This window comes from Saccharothrix mutabilis subsp. mutabilis, assembly GCF_039521145.1.
GTDB lineage: Bacteria > Actinomycetota > Actinomycetes > Mycobacteriales > Pseudonocardiaceae > Actinosynnema > Actinosynnema mutabilis.
Map to the genome: position 1 here is coordinate 87,827 of NZ_BAAABU010000014.1, position 16,173 is coordinate 103,999.

Genomic DNA, 16,173 nt, shown 5'->3' on the forward strand with positions numbered 1-16,173 from the left:
CACCGCCATGCCCAAAACCCCACGCATCTGCGGCACCCTGCTGCTCGCCGCCGGATTGCTCTTAGTCGGGCCGCCGGCTCGCGCGCACCACGACCCCGCCGACTTCCAGCAGGTCGAACTGGCCCGCGGGGTCGCCGAGATGGGCGAGCCGATCTCCCTGGCCGTCCTGCCCGACACGTCGGTCCTGCACACGGCCCGGGACGGCGTGCTGCGCCGCACCGACGCCGCCGGCGCCACCAAGGTCGTCGGCACCCTGCCCGTCTACAGCCACGACGAGGAAGGCCTGCAAGGCGTCGGCGTGGACCCCGGCTTCGCCACCAACCGCGCGATCTACCTCTACTACGCGCCCAAGCTCTCCACGCCCACCGGCGACGCGCCGGCGACCGGCACCGCGAGCACGTGGGAGACCTGGCGCGGCGTCAACCGGCTCTCCCGGTTCACCCTCAACGCCGACTGGACGCTGAACACCGCGAGCGAACGCACCGTGCTCGACGTCCCCGCCGATCGCGGCATGTGCTGCCACGTCGGCGGCGACATCGACTTCGACGCCGCCGGCAACCTCTACCTGTCCACCGGCGACGACACCAACCCGTTCCAGTCCAGCGGCTACAGCCCGATCGACGAGCGCGCCGACCGCAACCCCGCCTTCGACGCCCAGCGCACCTCCGCCAACACCAACGACCTGCGCGGCAAGGTGCTGCGGATCAAGGTCAACGCCGACGGCACCTACACCGTGCCCAGCGGCAACCTGTTCGCCCCCGGCACCCCGAACACCCGTCCCGAGATCTACGCGATGGGCTTCCGCAACCCGTTCCGGATGACCGTCGACAAGGCGACGGGTGCGGTCTACCTGGGCGACTACGGCCCCGACGCGGCGACCACGGACGCCAACCGCGGCCCGTCCGGGCAGGTCGAGTTCAACCGGATCACCTCGCCCGGCAACTACGGCTGGCCGTACTGCACCGGCACGAACACCAGCGCCGAGACCTACAACGAGTGGAACTTCGCCACCGGCGCCACCGGGCCCAAGTACAACTGCGGCAGCCCGACCAACAACTCCTTCCGCAACACCGGCCGGTCCACCCTCCCGGCCGCGCGCCCGAGCTGGATCCGCTACGGCGGCGACGCCGGCTCGCCCCCGGAGTTCGGCTCGGGCTCGGAGTCGCCGATGGGCGGCCCGGTCTACCGCTACGACCCGGCCTCCACCTCGACGGTCAAGTTCCCGCAGTCGTTCGACGGGCACTTCATGGCCGCCGAGTACGGCCGCCGCTGGATCAAGGACATCGCGGTCGACTCCGACGGGTCCGCCGGCACGATCGAGGCGATGCCGTGGTCGGGCACCCAGATCATCGACCTGGCGTTCGGCCCGGACGGCGCGCTGTACGTGCTGGACTACGGCACCGGCTACTTCAACGGCGACCACAACTCCGCGCTCTACCGCATCGAGTACATCGCCGGCACCAACCGCGGCCCCACCGCCCGCGCCGCGGCGAACGTCACCTCGGGGCACGCGCCGCTGGCCGTCGCGTTCTCCTCCGCCGGGTCCAGCGACCCCGAGGGCACGCCGCTGACCTACCGCTGGGACTTCGGTGACGGCACCTCCAGCACGGCGGCCGACCCGTCGCACACCTACACCGCCAACGGCACCTACACCGCGACCCTGACCGTCACCGACGCCGGCGGCGCGACCGGGTCGGCCAGCGTCTACGTCACCGTCGGCAACACCGCGCCCGAGGTGACGATCGAGCTGCCCGTCAACGGCGTGCCGTTCTCCTACGGCGACACGATCCCCTTCCGCATCACCGTCACCGACCCCGAGGACGGCGCGATCGACTGCAACCGGGTCAAAATGACCTACGGCATCGGGCACGACAACCACGGCCACGTCATCACCACCCGCACCGGCTGCACGGGCTCGATCACCGTGGCCGCCGACGGCGAGCACGACGAGGCCGCGAACGTGTTCGGCGTGTGGGACGCCGAGTACGCCGACCTGGGCGCCAACGGCCAGCCCGCGCTGACCACGCACGCCAAGAGCGTCACCCAGCCCCGGCACCGCCAGGCCGAGCACTTCACCACGTCCTCGGGCATCGCCCGGATCGCCAAGTCGCAGGCCGAGGGCGGCTACACGGTCGGCGACGTCCACAACGGCGACTGGGTGTCGTTCACCCCGTACGCGCTGGGCGACGTCCGCGGGTTCGCCGCACGCGTCTCCTCCGGCGGGGTCGGCGGCACGCTCCAGGTCCGCGCCGGTTCGCCCACGGGCACGGTCCTCGGGTCGGTGGCGGTGCCGGTGACCGGCGGGTGGGAGACGTTCACGACGGTCAGCGGGAGCGTCACGAGCCCCCCGACCGGCACCACCGCGCTGTACCTGACGTTCAGCGGCGGCGCGGGCGCGTTGTTCGACGTGGACTCCTTCACGCTCAACGGCCCCACCGGTCCGATCGTCGGGCCCGGCGGCAAGTGCGTGGACGTCTCCGGCGCGGCCACCGCGGACGGCACGAAGGTCCAGCTGTGGACGTGCAACGGCACGGGCGCGCAGCGCTGGCAGCGGGCCGGGCAGACGTGGCAGGCGCTGGGCAAGTGCCTGGACGTGTCCGGCGCGGGCACGGCCGACGGCACGAAGGCGCAGCTGTGGACGTGCAACGGGACCGGGGCCCAGAACTGGGTGGCCGGCGCGAACGGCGCGCTGGTGAACCCGAACTCCGGCAAGTGCCTGGACGCGTCCGGCGGCGGCACCGCCGACGGCACCCAACTGATCATCTGGACCTGCCACGGCGGCACCAACCAGAGGTGGACGACCCCGTGAAAACGCACGCTGTGAAAGCGCTCCTGACAGCCGCGCTCCTGGCGCCGGCCGTGCCCGTGCCCGCGTCGGCCGCGACCTACGACGTCCTGGTGTTCTCCAAGACGGCCGGGTTCCGGCACGACTCCATCCCCGCCGGCGTCCAGGCGATCAAGGACCTGGGGGCCGCCAACGGGTTCACCGTCACCGCCACCGAGGACGCCGCGGTGTTCACCAACGGGACGCTGGGCCAGTACGAGGCCGTGGTGTTCCTCAACACGACCGGGGACGTGCTCAACGCGTCCCAGCAGACCGGGTTCGAGAACCACGTCAAGTCCGGGCGGGGTTTCGTCGGCGTGCACGCTGCGGCGGACACCGAGTACGACTGGCCGTTCTACGGCGAGCTGGTCGGCGCGTACTTCCACTCCCACCCGGCGATCCAGCAGGCCCCGGTGAAGGTGGAGAACCGCGCCACCGCCGCCACCGCCCACCTGCCGGCGACCTGGACGCGCACCGACGAGTGGTACAACTACCGCGCCAACCCCAGGTCGGGCGCCCGCGTCCTGGCCACGCTCGACGAAAGCGGCTACACGGGCGGCAACATGGGCGCCGACCACCCGCACGTCTGGTGCAAGACCTACCAGGGCGGCCGGAGCTTCTACGTGGGCGGCGGGCACACGGCGTCCTCCTACGCCGAACCGGCGTTCAAGGGCCTGTTGCTGGGCGGTATCCGGTACGCCGCCGGTCAGACGCGGATGGACTGCCGTCCGGAAAGCGGCTACACCCGGCTGTTCGCCGGGTCGGTCGACGGGTGGTCGCAGGCCGGTCCGGGCGGGTTCACCACCACCGACGCGACGTTGACCAGCTTCGGCGGGCTGGGCCTGTTCTGGCACAGCGGGCGGCAGTTCACGTCGTACTCGCTCAAGCTGGACTGGCGGATGGCCGGCGACGACAACTCCGGCGTGTTCATCGGCTTCCCGCCCTCGACCGACCCGTGGTCGGCGGTGGACAACGGCTACGAGGTCCAGATCGACGCCACCGACAGCCCCGACCGGACCACCGGCGCGGTCTACGGCTTCAAGTCCCCGGACGTGGCGGCGCGGGACGCGGCGCTGAACCCGCCCGGCGAGTGGAACGCCTTCGAGTTGCTCGTGGAGGGCGAACGGCTCCGCGTGTACCTGAACGGCGTGCTGGTCAACGACTTCACCAACACCGACCCGAACCGGTCCTTGGCCGGTCACATCGGCCTGCAGAACCACGGCGACGGCGACGAGGTGTCGTTCCGCGACGTCCGGGTGCGCGAGCTGGACCGGACCGTGCAGGCGGAATCGTTCAGCCAGGCGAGCGGCGTGCAGGCGTTCGCGAAGGCGGGCGCGCACAACGGCCAGACGCTGGGGTTCGTCGACCCGGGCGACTGGGCCGCCTACGACGACGTGGACCTGACCGGCGCGGGCGTCTTCCAGGCCCGGGTCGTGTCCGGCGGGCCGGGCGGGACGATCGAGGTCCGCACGGGTTCGGCCACCGGTCCGGTGCTGGGCCGGGTGGCCGTGCCGAACACGGGGGGTTGGACCACGTTCGCGGACGTGCGGACCGCGTTGAGCGGGGCGCCGTCCGGCCGGCACCGGCTGTACCTGGCCTTCACCGGGAGCGGCACGGGCCTGTTCGACGTGGACGACTTCGCGGTGGCGCCGGGAACGGCCGGGTCGGGCCCGATCGTCGGGGCCGGCGGCAAGTGCGTGGACGTCTCCGGCGGCGCGACCGCCGACGGCACCAAGGTGCAGTTGTGGACGTGCAACGGGTCCGCGGCGCAGACGTGGACGCGGTCCGGTGAGACCTGGCGAGCGCTGGGCAAGTGCCTGGACGTGTCCGGCGCGGGCACGGCCGACGGCACGAAGGTGCAGCTGTGGTCGTGCAACGGGTCGGGCGCGCAGAACTGGACCGCCGGGGCCGGTGGTTCGCTGGTGAACCCGAACTCGGGCAAGTGCCTGGACGCTTCGGGCGGGTCGACGGCCGACGGCACGCAGTTGCTCGTCTGGACCTGCCACGGCGGCGCCAACCAGAGGTGGACGGTCCCGGCGTGAGCGCAGGCCCTTCCCCGGGTCCGGCGGCCCGGGGAAGGGCCTGGCGCCGGTCGCCGCCTCCCCCTCGCGTCCGGCGACCTGGCACCACTGTGCCCGCTGACGCCTGAAGTCCCGCTGTAGCGACCTGAAGGAGGTTTCAGGTGCCGTGACCGCGTTTGCGGCAAGGTGTGGCGGGTGCGGGTCTTGGTGGTCGAAGACGATCGGCGGTTGGCCGAGTTGCTGGTGCGCGGGCTGGCGGCCGAGGGGTTCGTCGTGGAGGTCGAGCGCGACGGGCGCGGCGGGTTGTGGCGGGCGCGCGAGCGGTCCTACGACGTGATCGTCCTGGACATCATGCTGCCCGGGTTGAACGGCTACCGCGTGTGCGCGGAGCTGCGCGCGGCCGGGGTGTGGACGCCGATCCTCATGCTCACGGCCAAGGACGGCGAGTGGGACGAGGCCGAGGGGCTCGACACCGGCGCCGATGACTACCTGACCAAGCCGTTCTCCTACCTCGTCCTGGTCGCGCGGCTGCGGGCGCTGGTCCGGCGCGGCGCGCCCGCGCGGCCGGCCGTGCTGACCACCGGGGACCTCGAACTCGACCCGGCCACGCGGACGTGCCGCCGGCGCGGGGAGGTGGTCTCGTTGACCGCCAAGCAGTTCGCGGTGCTGGAGTTCCTGATGCGGCGCGCCGGCCAGGTGGTGACCAAGGCGGAGGTGCTGCACGGGGTGTGGGACGAGGTGCGCGAACCCGACCCCAACCTGGTCGAGGTCTACATCAGCGCCCTGCGGCGCAAGATCGGCCCGGACGCCATCACGACCGTGCGCGGCGTCGGCTACCAGGTGTCCGCGAAGGGCGGCGACCGGTGACGCGCGGGAGGTTGCGGGTCTGGGTGACCGTCGTGGCCACGGCCGTGGTCGCGGTGCCGCTGGCGACGATGGCGGTGTTCGCGGCGGTGTTCCTGCGCGCCGAGGCGATGCGGTTCGACAGCTCGCCGGCCAAGTTCAGCGTCGTCTGCGTGGCCGGGCGGCTGACGGCCGACGTGGTCGGGGACATCGCGTTCGGCGAGCGGTGCGAGGGCGACGGGCACGACACCGCGATACCGGCCACCCGGATCGGTGACGTGGTGGTGCCGGGGGTGGCCGACGCCGACAAGGTCGTGCGCTGCGAGGCCCACTACAGCTCCTCCGCCGAGATCCCGGAACTGTCGCTGTGGCCGTTCACCGACCCCGACAGCGTCGCGTTCACCCACGTCACCGACACCGGGGACCGCTACCCGGCGACCGCGACCACCCCGCTGGGCCGCCTCCAGCGGGCGAACCTCGCCCGCGCCCAGACCACCCTGAACGAACGGGTGCTGCTGCTGGTGGGCGGCGCGGCGGCGTTGACCGGCCTGTTCGGCGCGGTCGTCTGGTCGGCCACCGGCCGGGTGCTGCGCCCGGTCGAGGCGATCCGCCGCGAGGTCGCCCACATCACCGAGCACGACCTGACCCGCCGGGTGCCGGTGCCGCGCGCCCGCACCGAGTTCGCCCGCCTGGCCACCACCCTGAACGCGACCCTGGACCGCCTCCAGGCCGCGATCGAGGACAACCGCCGGTTCGTCGCCGACGCGTCCCACGAGCTGCGCAGCCCCATCGCGGCGCTGCGCGCGGAGCTGGAGATCGCCACCGCCCACCCCGACCTGGCCGACTGGCGGCGGGTCGTGGACAGCGCGCTGGAGGACACCTACCGGCTGCAACAGCTGTCCACCGACCTGCTGCTGCTGGCCCGCCTCGACGCGCCGCCCCCGGTGCCGGCCGAGCCCGTCGACCTCACGGCCGTGGTGCGCTCCGCGTTGCCCCGCTCGGAGCGCGTCCGGGTCGTCGCGGACCTGCCCGACGACCCGCTCCCGGTGGCCGGCCGCCCGGCCCTGCTCGCCCGGCTGCTGGGCAACCTGCTCGACAACGCCGTCCGCCACGCGGCCACCACCGTCACCGTGCGCCTGGCCCGGGAGGGCGACCGGGCCCGCCTCGACGTGCTGGACGACGGCCCCGGCATCCCCGCCGACCAGCGCGAGCACGTCTTCCGCCGGTTCACCCGCCTGGACGAGGCCCGCGCCCGCGACGACGGCGGCACCGGCCTGGGCCTGCCCATCGCCCGCCGCATCGCCGCCGCCCACCACGGGACGCTCGTCGCCCAGCAGCACGACCAGGGGGCCTGGTTCACCGCCCACCTGCCTTTGCGGCGGTGAAAACCGCTGTGCCCCGGCTGGGCGTTGTTCGACCTGGTCCAGCACCGGGGGCGTGGGCCGGCGCGCATGGGCCGCGACGATCGCCGCGGGTCCCGCCGACGCCAAGGCCGTGCCGCAGGGCGCGCCGCCCGCACCCCGGGAGGTCCCGGCGCTGCTCGACTGGATGGCGCACGAGCCGCGCGCCTGGCCGCCGACTCCGCGCCGGACGCCTCCGCCCGTGGCTCGGCCCACGAGTTGATCATGACCCGAACCGGTCAGGTTTCGAGAAGCCCCGCGCGGCGGCCGGCGCTTAGCGTTCAAGCCATGACGAACATCGCCTCCCTCACCCTGGACGTGGCCGACACCGAGGCCGCCGAACGCTTCTACACCGCCGCGTTCGGCCTGGACGTCCTGGACTTCCGTGCCTCCGACGCGGTCGGGACCGGTTTCCGCGGCTTCGTTTTGGCCCTGACGGTGTCCCAGCCGTCTGTTGTGGACAGTTATGTGGACTCCGCCGTGGCCGCGGGCGCAACGGTGCTCAAGCCGGCCGCGAAGTCGCTGTGGGGCTACGGCGGTGTCGTGCAGGCGCCGGACGGGGCGATCTGGAAGGTGGCGACGTCGGCGAAGAAGGACACCGGGCCGGTCGCGCGAGAGGTGGACGAGGTCGTGCTGCTGCTCGGGGTCGCGGACGTGGTGGCGGCGAAGAAGTTCTACGCGGGCCGGGGGCTGGCGGTCGGCAAGAGCTTCGGCCGGATGTACGTGGAGTTCGCCACGGGCCCGGTCAAGCTCGCCCTGTACCGGCGCCGCGCCCTGGCCAAGGACGTCGGTGTCGCTCCCGAGGGCGACGGCTCGCACGGTGTGACGATCGGCGGCGACTCGACCGCCTTCACCGACCTCGACGGGTTCACCTGGACGACCTCCACCCGCGCCGCCGCGGCCTAGACGCGCCGCGGCCGGCCCCTCCCGCCGCGGCCGGCCCCTCGCACCGCGGCCGGTCCCTCCCACTGCGGCCGGTCCCTCCCACTGCCGTCGGCCCCTTCCACCGAGCCGAGCGGGCCCCGTCGGCGCGACGGCCGTTTCCCGCCGGCCGCGGGTCTCCGCGGCCGGCGAAACTGGTGCCCGTGACCTCGGAAACCCCCCTCCACCAGCCGATCGAGCCGGGCATCCTGTACTTCGGCACGCCCGTCGTCCTGGTCTCCACCGACAACGAGGACAGCACGCCCAACCTCGCCCCCATCTCCTCCGCCTTCTGGCTCGGTTGGCGGGCGGTCCTGGGCATCGGGGCCAGGGCGCACACCGCGCGCAACCTCCTGCGCACCGGGGAAGCCGTGCTCAACCTGCCCTGCGACCGGCTGGCGGCCAACGTGGACCGGCTCGCCCTGACCACCGGGGCCGACCCGGTGCCGCCGGGCAAGGCCGAGCGCGGGTACTTCCACGTCGCCGACAAGTTCGCGCGGGCCGGGTTCACGGCGGTGGCGTCGGAGACCGTCGGGCCGCCGCGGGTGGCGGAGTGCCCGGTGGCCATGGAGGTCGTGGTCGAGGCGGTGCACCCGGTGGCCGACCGCGACGAGCGGCAGCGCGGGTCGATCCTCGCCGTCGAGGTGCGGGTGCAGCGGGTGTTCGTGCACGAGGACGTCAGGGTGCCGGGGTCGGAGGACCACATCGACCCCGACCGCTGGCGCCCGCTGATCATGAGCTTCCAGAAGTTCTACGGGCTCGGCCCGCAGGTGCACCCGTCCACGCTGGCCCGCATCCCGGAACGCCTCTACCGGGGACCGGACATCGAGCGCGCCCGGAGCGTGCCGGCCCGCGCGTGAGGCTCAGCAGGCGCAGTCGGCCGCGGTGTCGTTGCGGCGTTCCAGCAGGACGGTGTCGCGCCACACGCCGTGGTGCTGGGCGATGCGTTCCCGCACGCCCACCGTGCGGAAGCCGGCCGCGTGGTGCAGGGCGATGCTGGCCCGGTTCTCCGGGAAGATCGCCGTCTGCAACGTCCACAGCCCCGCCTGGTCGGCGGCGGTGACCTGCTTGTGCAGCAACGACTTCCCGACACCCCGGCCGCGCACCCCGTCGCCCACGTAGACCGACGTCTCCGCGACGCCCGCGTAGCACTCCCGGGCGGAGACCGGGGTGGCCGCCGCCCAGCCGACCACCTCGCCGTCGATCTCGGCGACCCAGCGGTGGTCGGGGAGCCACTTGGCGTCCAGGGTGCGGCGGCTCGGGGTCTCGGTCTCGAACGTGGCGTTGCGGGTGGCGATGCCCTCGCCGTAGATGCGGCGGACGTCGGTCCAGTCGTCCTCGGTCATCGCGCGGACGGTCACGTCGGCGGGCAGGTCGCTCGGGCAGCACGGCCGGGTGACGACGGTGCCCATGACGGCGTCGGCGGCGTGCGGCAGGCCCGTGCAGCACGCCTGGTTGACCGACACGAGGGTCTGGGTGCCCTCCTTGCGCAGGCGCACGAACCCGGTCTCGGCGAGCTTGCGCAGGTGGTGGGAGCAGGTGGGCTGGCTGACGCCGATCGCCTCCGCCAGGGTGCCGACGGCGATCTCGCCGGGCGACACCGCGACGGTGTGCAGCAGGCGGACCCGGGTCGGGTCGGCCAGGCAGGCGAACCACTGGGCGTAGGTCGTCGCGTCCTCGACCGGCAGGGTGGTGGGCGTCAGCGTGGTCGTCATGGCGTCGACTATAGAGGGCCGGAGAGGTTGCGCCCATAGATGCCTGCCTATAGAGTCGCCCCACGTTGATAGAAGAACGTCGATGGAAGGGGTAGTGGCGTGAGCGAGCTTCCGGTGGTCGTGGTCGGTGCGGGTCCGGCGGGGTTGGCCGCCGCGGCGCACCTGCTGGAGCGGGGTCTGCGGCCGTTGGTGCTGGAGGCCGGTCCCCGGGCGGGCGCGGCGGTGGCGCAGTGGAAGTACGTGCGGCTGTTCTCGCGGTGGTCGGAGCTGGTGGACCCGGCCGCGCGCCGGCTGCTGGAGCCGACCGGGTGGCGGGCGCCCGAGGGGTACCCGACCGGCGGCGAGTGGGTCGCGGACTACCTGGAGCCCCTGGCCAAGGAGCTGGACCGGTACGTCCGCTACGACTCGCGCGTGATCGGGGTGGCCCGGCGGGGCCGGGACCGGGTGGTGGACGCGGGCCGCGAGACCGAGCCGCTGACCGTGCACCTGGCGGGCGAGCGGATCACGGCGCGGGCGGTCATCGACGCCTCCGGCACGTGGGGCGACCCCAACCCGCTGGGCGGTGACGGGCTGCCGGCGCTGGGGGAGCGGGAGGCCGCGGACCGGATCGCCTACCGGGTGCCGGACCTGGCGGTGGAGCGGGAGCGGTACGCGGGCAAGCGGATCGCGGTGGCCGGCAGCGGGCACTCGGCGTTGACCGCCCTGGTCGTGCTCGCCGAACTGGCCGAGCAGCACCCCGGCACGCACGTCACGTGGCTGCTGCGCCGGGGCGCGGTGGGCAACGTCTTCGGCGGCGGCGAGGCCGACCAGCTCCCGGCGCGCGGCGCGTTGGGGCTGCGGGCCAAGGCGGCGGCGCGGGCGGGCAACGTCGAGGTGGTCACCGGGTTCCGCACGGCCGCGGTCGAGCGGCACGGCGAGCGGTTGGTGCTGGAGTCGCAGGACGGGCACCGACTGGACCCGGTGGACGAGGTCGTGGTGCTGACCGGGTTCCGGCCGGACCTGTCGTGGCTGTCGGAGGTGCGGCTGGAGCTGGACCCGGTGTTGCAGGCCCCGGTCCGGCTCGCGCCGCTGATCGACCCGAACGTCCACTCGTGCGGCACGGTCTACCCGCACGGCGCGAACGAGCTGCGCCAGCCGGAGCCGGGGGTGTACCTGGTGGGCATGAAGAGCTACGGGCGCGCGCCGACGTTCCTGACCATGACCGGGTACGAGCAGGTCCGCAGCGTGGTCGCGGAGATCGCCGGCGACCACGAGTCCGCCGGGCGGGTGGAGTTGACGCTGCCCGAGACGGGGGTGTGCGGCGGGTCCGGGGTGTTCGACGCCGAGCCGGAGGCCGCGTCGGGCGGCTGCTGCGGCACCCCGCAGGTCCTGACGCTGTCCGCGCCCGGCGCGCGCTGCTGAGGACGCGGCGGGGTGTGCGCTGCTGAGGACGCGGCGCGTGCGTGCTGCTGAGGATGCGGCGCGGTGTGCGCGGCTGAGGGGGCGTGACGTGCGGGTGGCTGAAGGCGGGTGGCGTGCGCGCGGTTGAGGAAGCGCGGCCCGGCGCGGTGGTGGGGCCGCGCCGGGTCCTGGCGGTGCTGTGCCTGACCCAGATCACCGCCTGGGGCGTGTTGTTCTACGCCTTCCCCGTGCTGGCGCCCGGCATCGCCGCGAACACCGGCTGGTCGCTCACCGCCGTGATCGGGGCGTTCTCGGTGGCGCAACTGGTGTCGGCGGCGGCCGGGGTGCCGGTCGGCCGCCTGCTCGACCGGGTCGGCCCGCGGCCGGTGATGACGGTCGGGTCGCTGGCCGCGGTCGGCGCGCTGGCCGGGATGGCGTCCGCGCCGTCGCCGCCGTGGTTCTTCGCCTGGTGGGCGCTGGTCGGGGCGAGCATGTCGGCGACCCTCTACCAGCCCGCGTTCGCCGCGCTGACCCGCTGGCACGGCGACCGGCGGGTGGCGGCGCTGACCGTGTTGACCCTGGTCGGCGGCCTGGCCAGCACGGTGTTCGCGCCGCTGACCGCGGTGCTCGCCGAACACCTCGACTGGCGGCAGACCTACCTGGTGCTGGCCGGTGTCCTCGCCGTCCTCACCGTGCCGTCGCACCTGTTCGGCCTGCGCCGGCCGTGGCCCGCGCCGCCGGTCGTGGCGCACCGGTCCGACGACCCGACCGTGATCGCGCGCAGCCGCCCGTTCGCGGTGCTGGTCGTGGCGATGAGCCTGGGCGGGGTCGCGGTGTACGCGGTGGTGGTGGCGATGGTGCCGTTGTTCGCCGAACGCGGGATGCCGACAACCGTCGCGGCGTGGGCGCTGGGCCTGGCCGGCGTCGGGCAGGTGCTGGGACGCCTGGGGTACGGGCGGCTGGTGGCGCGTACCTCGGTGCGGGCGCGCACGGTCGCGGTCCTGCTCGCCGCCTCCGCCACCGCCCTGCTGCTGGGCCTGGTCCCCGGTCCGGCGGTCGCGCTGGTCGCCGCCTCCGTCCTGGCCGGCGCGGCGCGCGGCACCTTCACACTCCTGCACGCCACCGCCGTCACCGACCGGTGGGGCACCCGGCACTACGGCCGGCTCGGCGGCCTGCTCCACGCGCCGCTGGCGGTGACGGCGGCGGTGTCGCCGTGGATCGCGACCGCGGTGGCCGAACGGCTCGGCGGCTACCCGGTCGTGTTCGTGCTGCTGGCGGCGGCCGGCGCGGTGGCGGCGGTGCTGGCGCTCGGCTCCGTGCCGCCCGACGCCCAGCCCGGCCCGCGGGCGCGGTAAGCGCCCGGCGTGACCCCGGTCCACCGCCGGAACGCCCGGGTGAACGTCGAAGCGTCGGTGTACCCCAGCCGCAGGGCGATCGGCTCCACGCCCAACCGGGTCGTGGTCAGCAGCTCGACCGCCGCCGCGTGCCGCGCCTCCGCCGCCACCCGGTGGTACGACGTGCCCTCGGCGGCCAGCCGCCGCCGCAGGGTGCGCGAGGACAGGTGCAACCGGGCGGCTGTCGACTCCATGTCCAGGACGCCGGCCGCCCGGAACACCTCGCGCACCCGTGTCGCCACCACCCCGTCGAGCCGGCCGAGCATGAGCAGGTCGCACTCCCGGGCGCACACGCGCATGGTGTGCGGGTCGGCCTGCGGCAGCGCCCGGTCCAGCAGGGCGGTCGGGGCCACCAGGGCGTCGCGCGGCGCGCCGAAGGACACCGGGACGTCGCGGAACAGCCCCGGCGTCGGCGCGCGGCGCAGGTCGATCCGCAGCAGCGGCACCGGTTCGCCGAGCAGCCCGCCGATGATGCCGCGGATCGACTCCAGTTCCCGCTCCACCACGAAGTCCCGCACGGCCGGGGGCACGCCGGCGTCGTCCACCTGCACGCGCACCTCCGGCCCGGCCACCCGCACCGACACCCCGGCGGTGGCGTAGGTCAGCGGCAACCGGCGCAGCCCGACCTCGGCGGCCACCCGCAGCGTCGGGCTGGCCAGCAGCGCGAACCCCCACACGCCGTAGTGCCGCAGCCGCAGGCGCGACCCCACGTCGATGCCCAGCCCCGGCCGCGGGCACGCGCGGACCAGGTTCTGCGCCACCACCAGCTCCTGCGCCGCGCGGACCACGGCCGCCGGGTCCTCGACCTGCTCGGGCGTGACCCCGCTGCCGGTGAGCAGCGTCCGGACGTCCACCCCGTGCTCGCGCCCCACCGCGACCATGCCGCGAATGCCCGCCGTGCCGCGCCGGCCGGAAATGCCAACCGGCCGTCCCGTGATGTCTACGGCGTGCACGGCCGTCCTCCCTAATGTCCATTGCAGGGGGCGCCGGTGCCCATCACCGGAACCAACCGTACAAGCCGATTCCGGGGCACATCTGTGAATGCTCCGGAAATCATTCGACCGGCCTAGGAAAAGGAGCGGCACATGAGCCGAACGGTGTTGGTCACCGGCGGCAACCGCGGTATCGGGTTGGCCACCGCACGGGCGTTCGCGGAACGGGGTGACCGGGTGGCCGTCACCCACCGCGGCGCGGTCGTGCCGGACTACCTGTTCGGCGTGCGGTGCGACGTCACCGACCCGGAGGCGGTGGAGGTGGCCTTCGGGGAGGTGGAGGAGAAGCTGGGCCCGGTGGAGGTCCTGGTGGCCAACGCCGGCATCACCGACAGCACGCTGATCACCCGCATGACCGAGGACCGCTTCACCCGCGTCCTGGACACCAACCTGACCGGCGCGTGGCGCTGCGCGCGGCGGGCGGTGGGGCCGATGGTCCGCAACCGCTCCGGCCGGTTGATCTTCATCTCCTCGGTCGCCGCGACCTACGGCAGCGCGGGCATGACCAACTACGCGGCCGGCAAGGCGGGCCTGATCGGCCTGGCGCGGTCGCTGGCCCGGGAGCTGGGCAGCCGGCAGGTCACGGCGAACGTCGTGGCGCCCGGGTACGTCGTGACCGACATGACCGCGGACCTGCCGCAGCAGTACGGCGCGGCCTACCGCGACGCGATCCCGCTGCGCCGGTTCGCCGAGCCGGAGGAGGTGGCGTCGGTGGTCGAGTGGCTCGCGGGACCGGGCGCCGGCTACATCACCGGCGCGGTCATCCCGGTGGACGGCGGCATGGGGATGGGGCACTGATGGACGTCCTCCTGGTAGCCGACCCGCTGCGCCGGCCGCCCGCCCTGCCCGGCACCGTCCCGGGCCCGGACACGCTCTCGGCGGCGCTGCGCAGACGCCCGGACGTGGTGCTGGCGGACACCGCCGACGAGGAGCCGGTCCGGCGGCTCGCCGACGCCGGCCTGCGGGTCGTCGCCCTGGTCTTCCCGCACGAACTGGCCCGCTACCTGCACACCGGCGCACGCGGGTTCGCCTGCCGGGACGGGCGCGACGCCGAGGCGGCGGCACGGGCGGTGGCCGCCGGCGGCACCTACCTGGCCGCCGGGCTGGTGGACCGGCTGCGCGCCGCGCCGCCGCTGCGGCACCTGACCGAACGCGAACGCCAGGTGCTGCGGCTGGTCGCCCAGGGCCGGTCCAACCGCGAGATCGCCCGGGAGATCCACGTGACGGCGGCGACGGTGAAGACCCACGTCTCCCACATCCTCACCAAGCTGGCCCTGCCCAACCGGATGCACGCCGCCCTGCTGGCGCAACGGGAAGGCCTGCGCTGCTGACCCGCCCTACGGGCCGGTGAAGGCGAGCACCACGTTGTGGCCGCCGAAGCCGAAGGAGTGGGACAGCGCCGCGGTCACGCGGGTGCGGCGGGGGCCGTCCGCGACGACCTCCAGCGGCACGTCCGGCTCGGTCAGGTTCACCGTCGCCGGGATCAGGCCGTGGTGCACGGTGAGCACGGTGAAGGCGGCCTCGATCGCCCCGGCCCCGCCGATGCAGTGCCCGGTCACCGACTTGGTCGCGGTGACCAGCGGGTGCGACCCCAGGGCGGCCAGGATCGCCGAGGCCTCCACCCGGTCGCCGACCCGCGTGCCGGGGGCGTGGGCGTTGACGTGACCGACGTCGTGCGGGTCCAGGCCGGCGGTGCGCAGGGCCTCGCCGATCGCCCGCACCTGGCCGCCCGGCGCGGGGGCGGTCATGTCGTGCGCGTCCGCGCTCATGCCCGCCCCGGCCAGCACCGCGTACGGGCGGGCGCCCCGGGCGCGGGCGTGGGAGGCCTTCTCCAGCACCAGGGCGCCCGCGCCCTCGGCCATCAGGAACCCGTCGCGGTCCCGGTCGAACGGTCGGGACGCCGCGGTCGGGGTGTCGTTGCGCCGCGACAGCGCGCCCATCCGGGCGAACGTCGAGAGGGACAGCTCGCCCAGGCAGGCCTCCGCGCCACCGGCCAGCACGACGTCCGCCCGGCCCGACCGCAGCAACGACCAGCCCCACGCGACGGCCTCCGCGCCCGACGCGCACGCGCTGGTGGGGGCGTGGGCCCCGGCGCGCGCCCCCAGGGCCAGGCTCACCGCCGCCGCCGGGCCGTTGGGCATCAGCATGGTCACGGCGAACGGCGACACGCGGTCGGGGCCCAGCTCCCGCATCCGGTCGTGCTGGGCGACCAGGGTCCCGCCGCCGCCCAGCCCGGTGCCGACGACCACGGCGAACCGTTCCGGCGGCACGTCCGGCCGCCCCGCGTCGGCCCACGCCTCCCGGGCCGCGACCACCGCCACCTGCTGGCAGCGGTCCCACCGGCGGGCCTCCACGCGGTCGAGCACGGCGGTCGGGTCGGCGCGCAGCGGCGCCCCGATCCGCACCGGCAGGGACCCCGCCCACGGCAGGGTGACGGCCCCGGACTCCCCGGCCAGCAACGCCGCCCACGACGTCGGCACGTCACCGCCCTGCGGCGTGGTCAGGCCCAGCCCGGTCACCACCACCGGGTCGTCGGGCGGCGGGGGCAGGGTGGGGTGCAGGGCGTACTCGATCCGCGGCCGGCGCGCTGCCATCGTCGTTCCCCTTTCGTCGGTGGGTGCAGGCAAGCACGGTCGTGCGCCGCGCCGGATCGGCCGCGCGGCCGATTCGCCGTGCCGCGCGC

The 16,173-nt window shown here is 74.4% G+C and carries 14 protein-coding genes; 11 read left to right on the forward strand and 3 right to left on the reverse strand.

Going from position 1 to position 16,173, the window contains the following annotated elements:
• The first annotated feature begins 7 nt into the window (after nt 1-7).
• The 7 genes from ABD126_RS25975 to ABD126_RS26005 all read left to right on the forward strand — a co-directional run bounded on the left by ABD126_RS25975 (nt 8) and on the right by ABD126_RS26005 (nt 8,869).
• Entirely contained in the window at nt 8-2,809 is a 2,802-nt protein-coding gene (locus ABD126_RS25975; protein WP_343936537.1) for a PQQ-dependent sugar dehydrogenase, read from the forward strand.
• A 23-nt stretch (nt 2,810-2,832) separates the two neighbouring features.
• Nucleotides 2,833-4,866, forward strand: coding sequence for a ThuA domain-containing protein (locus ABD126_RS25980; protein ID WP_425542886.1), 2,034 nt, complete (start codon nt 2,833-2,835; stop codon nt 4,864-4,866).
• A 174-nt stretch (nt 4,867-5,040) separates the two neighbouring features.
• Nucleotides 5,041-5,712 (forward strand): response regulator transcription factor, encoded by a 672-nt coding sequence (locus ABD126_RS25985; RefSeq protein ID WP_343936539.1) that lies wholly within the window; start codon nt 5,041-5,043, stop codon nt 5,710-5,712.
• 23 nt (nt 5,713-5,735) lie between these two features.
• The gene (locus tag ABD126_RS25990) at nt 5,736-7,073 is read left to right on the forward strand and encodes a sensor histidine kinase (RefSeq protein WP_343936540.1); all 1,338 of its coding nucleotides are present in this window, start codon (nt 5,736-5,738) and stop codon (nt 7,071-7,073) included.
• Nucleotides 7,074-7,125: 52 nt separating this feature from the next.
• Nucleotides 7,126-7,311, forward strand: coding sequence for a hypothetical protein (locus ABD126_RS25995; protein ID WP_343936541.1), 186 nt, complete (start codon nt 7,126-7,128; stop codon nt 7,309-7,311).
• 65 nt (nt 7,312-7,376) lie between these two features.
• Entirely contained in the window at nt 7,377-7,994 is a 618-nt protein-coding gene (locus tag ABD126_RS26000) for a glyoxalase (protein ID WP_343936542.1), read from the forward strand.
• Nucleotides 7,995-8,173: 179 nt separating this feature from the next.
• Nucleotides 8,174-8,869, forward strand: a complete 696-nt coding sequence (locus ABD126_RS26005; RefSeq protein ID WP_343936543.1) for a flavin reductase family protein — start codon at nt 8,174-8,176, stop codon at nt 8,867-8,869.
• Between the two features lie 3 nt (nt 8,870-8,872).
• Here ABD126_RS26005 and ABD126_RS26010 read toward each other — a convergent pair whose 3' ends face one another.
• Nucleotides 8,873-9,724: a helix-turn-helix domain-containing GNAT family N-acetyltransferase gene (locus ABD126_RS26010; RefSeq protein ID WP_343936544.1), complete on the reverse strand. Its 852-nt coding sequence runs from the start codon at nt 9,722-9,724 to the stop codon at nt 8,873-8,875.
• A 99-nt stretch (nt 9,725-9,823) separates the two neighbouring features.
• Between ABD126_RS26010 and ABD126_RS26015 the strand changes: the two genes are divergently transcribed.
• Together ABD126_RS26015 and ABD126_RS26020 are read left to right on the forward strand one after the other, a co-directional pair.
• Nucleotides 9,824-11,125, forward strand: coding sequence for an NAD(P)-binding domain-containing protein (locus tag ABD126_RS26015; RefSeq protein WP_343936545.1), 1,302 nt, complete (start codon nt 9,824-9,826; stop codon nt 11,123-11,125).
• A 113-nt stretch (nt 11,126-11,238) separates the two neighbouring features.
• On the forward strand, nt 11,239-12,459 hold the full coding sequence (locus ABD126_RS26020; protein ID WP_343936546.1) for an MFS transporter: 1,221 nt from the start codon (nt 11,239-11,241) through the stop codon (nt 12,457-12,459).
• Here the strand turns inward: ABD126_RS26020 and ABD126_RS26025 are convergent.
• Complete coding sequence (locus tag ABD126_RS26025; RefSeq protein WP_343936547.1) at nt 12,354-13,451, reverse strand: AraC family transcriptional regulator; 1,098 nt, start codon at nt 13,449-13,451, stop codon at nt 12,354-12,356. The genes ABD126_RS26020 and ABD126_RS26025 overlap by 106 nt on opposite strands.
• 132 nt (nt 13,452-13,583) lie before the next feature.
• Between ABD126_RS26025 and fabG the strand changes: the two genes are divergently transcribed.
• Both fabG and ABD126_RS26035 read left to right on the forward strand, forming a co-directional pair.
• The gene (fabG, locus tag ABD126_RS26030) at nt 13,584-14,288 is read left to right on the forward strand and encodes a 3-oxoacyl-ACP reductase FabG (RefSeq protein WP_343936548.1); all 705 of its coding nucleotides are present in this window, start codon (nt 13,584-13,586) and stop codon (nt 14,286-14,288) included.
• Complete coding sequence (locus ABD126_RS26035) at nt 14,288-14,821, forward strand: response regulator transcription factor (RefSeq protein WP_343936549.1); 534 nt, start codon at nt 14,288-14,290, stop codon at nt 14,819-14,821. Before fabG ends, ABD126_RS26035 begins: the two co-directional genes overlap by 1 nt.
• Nucleotides 14,822-14,827: 6 nt before the next feature.
• Here the strand turns inward: ABD126_RS26035 and ABD126_RS26040 are convergent, their stop codons facing one another.
• Nucleotides 14,828-16,084: a beta-ketoacyl-[acyl-carrier-protein] synthase family protein gene (locus ABD126_RS26040; protein WP_343936550.1), complete on the reverse strand. Its 1,257-nt coding sequence runs from the start codon at nt 16,082-16,084 to the stop codon at nt 14,828-14,830.
• Nucleotides 16,085-16,173: the final 89 nt, after the last annotated feature.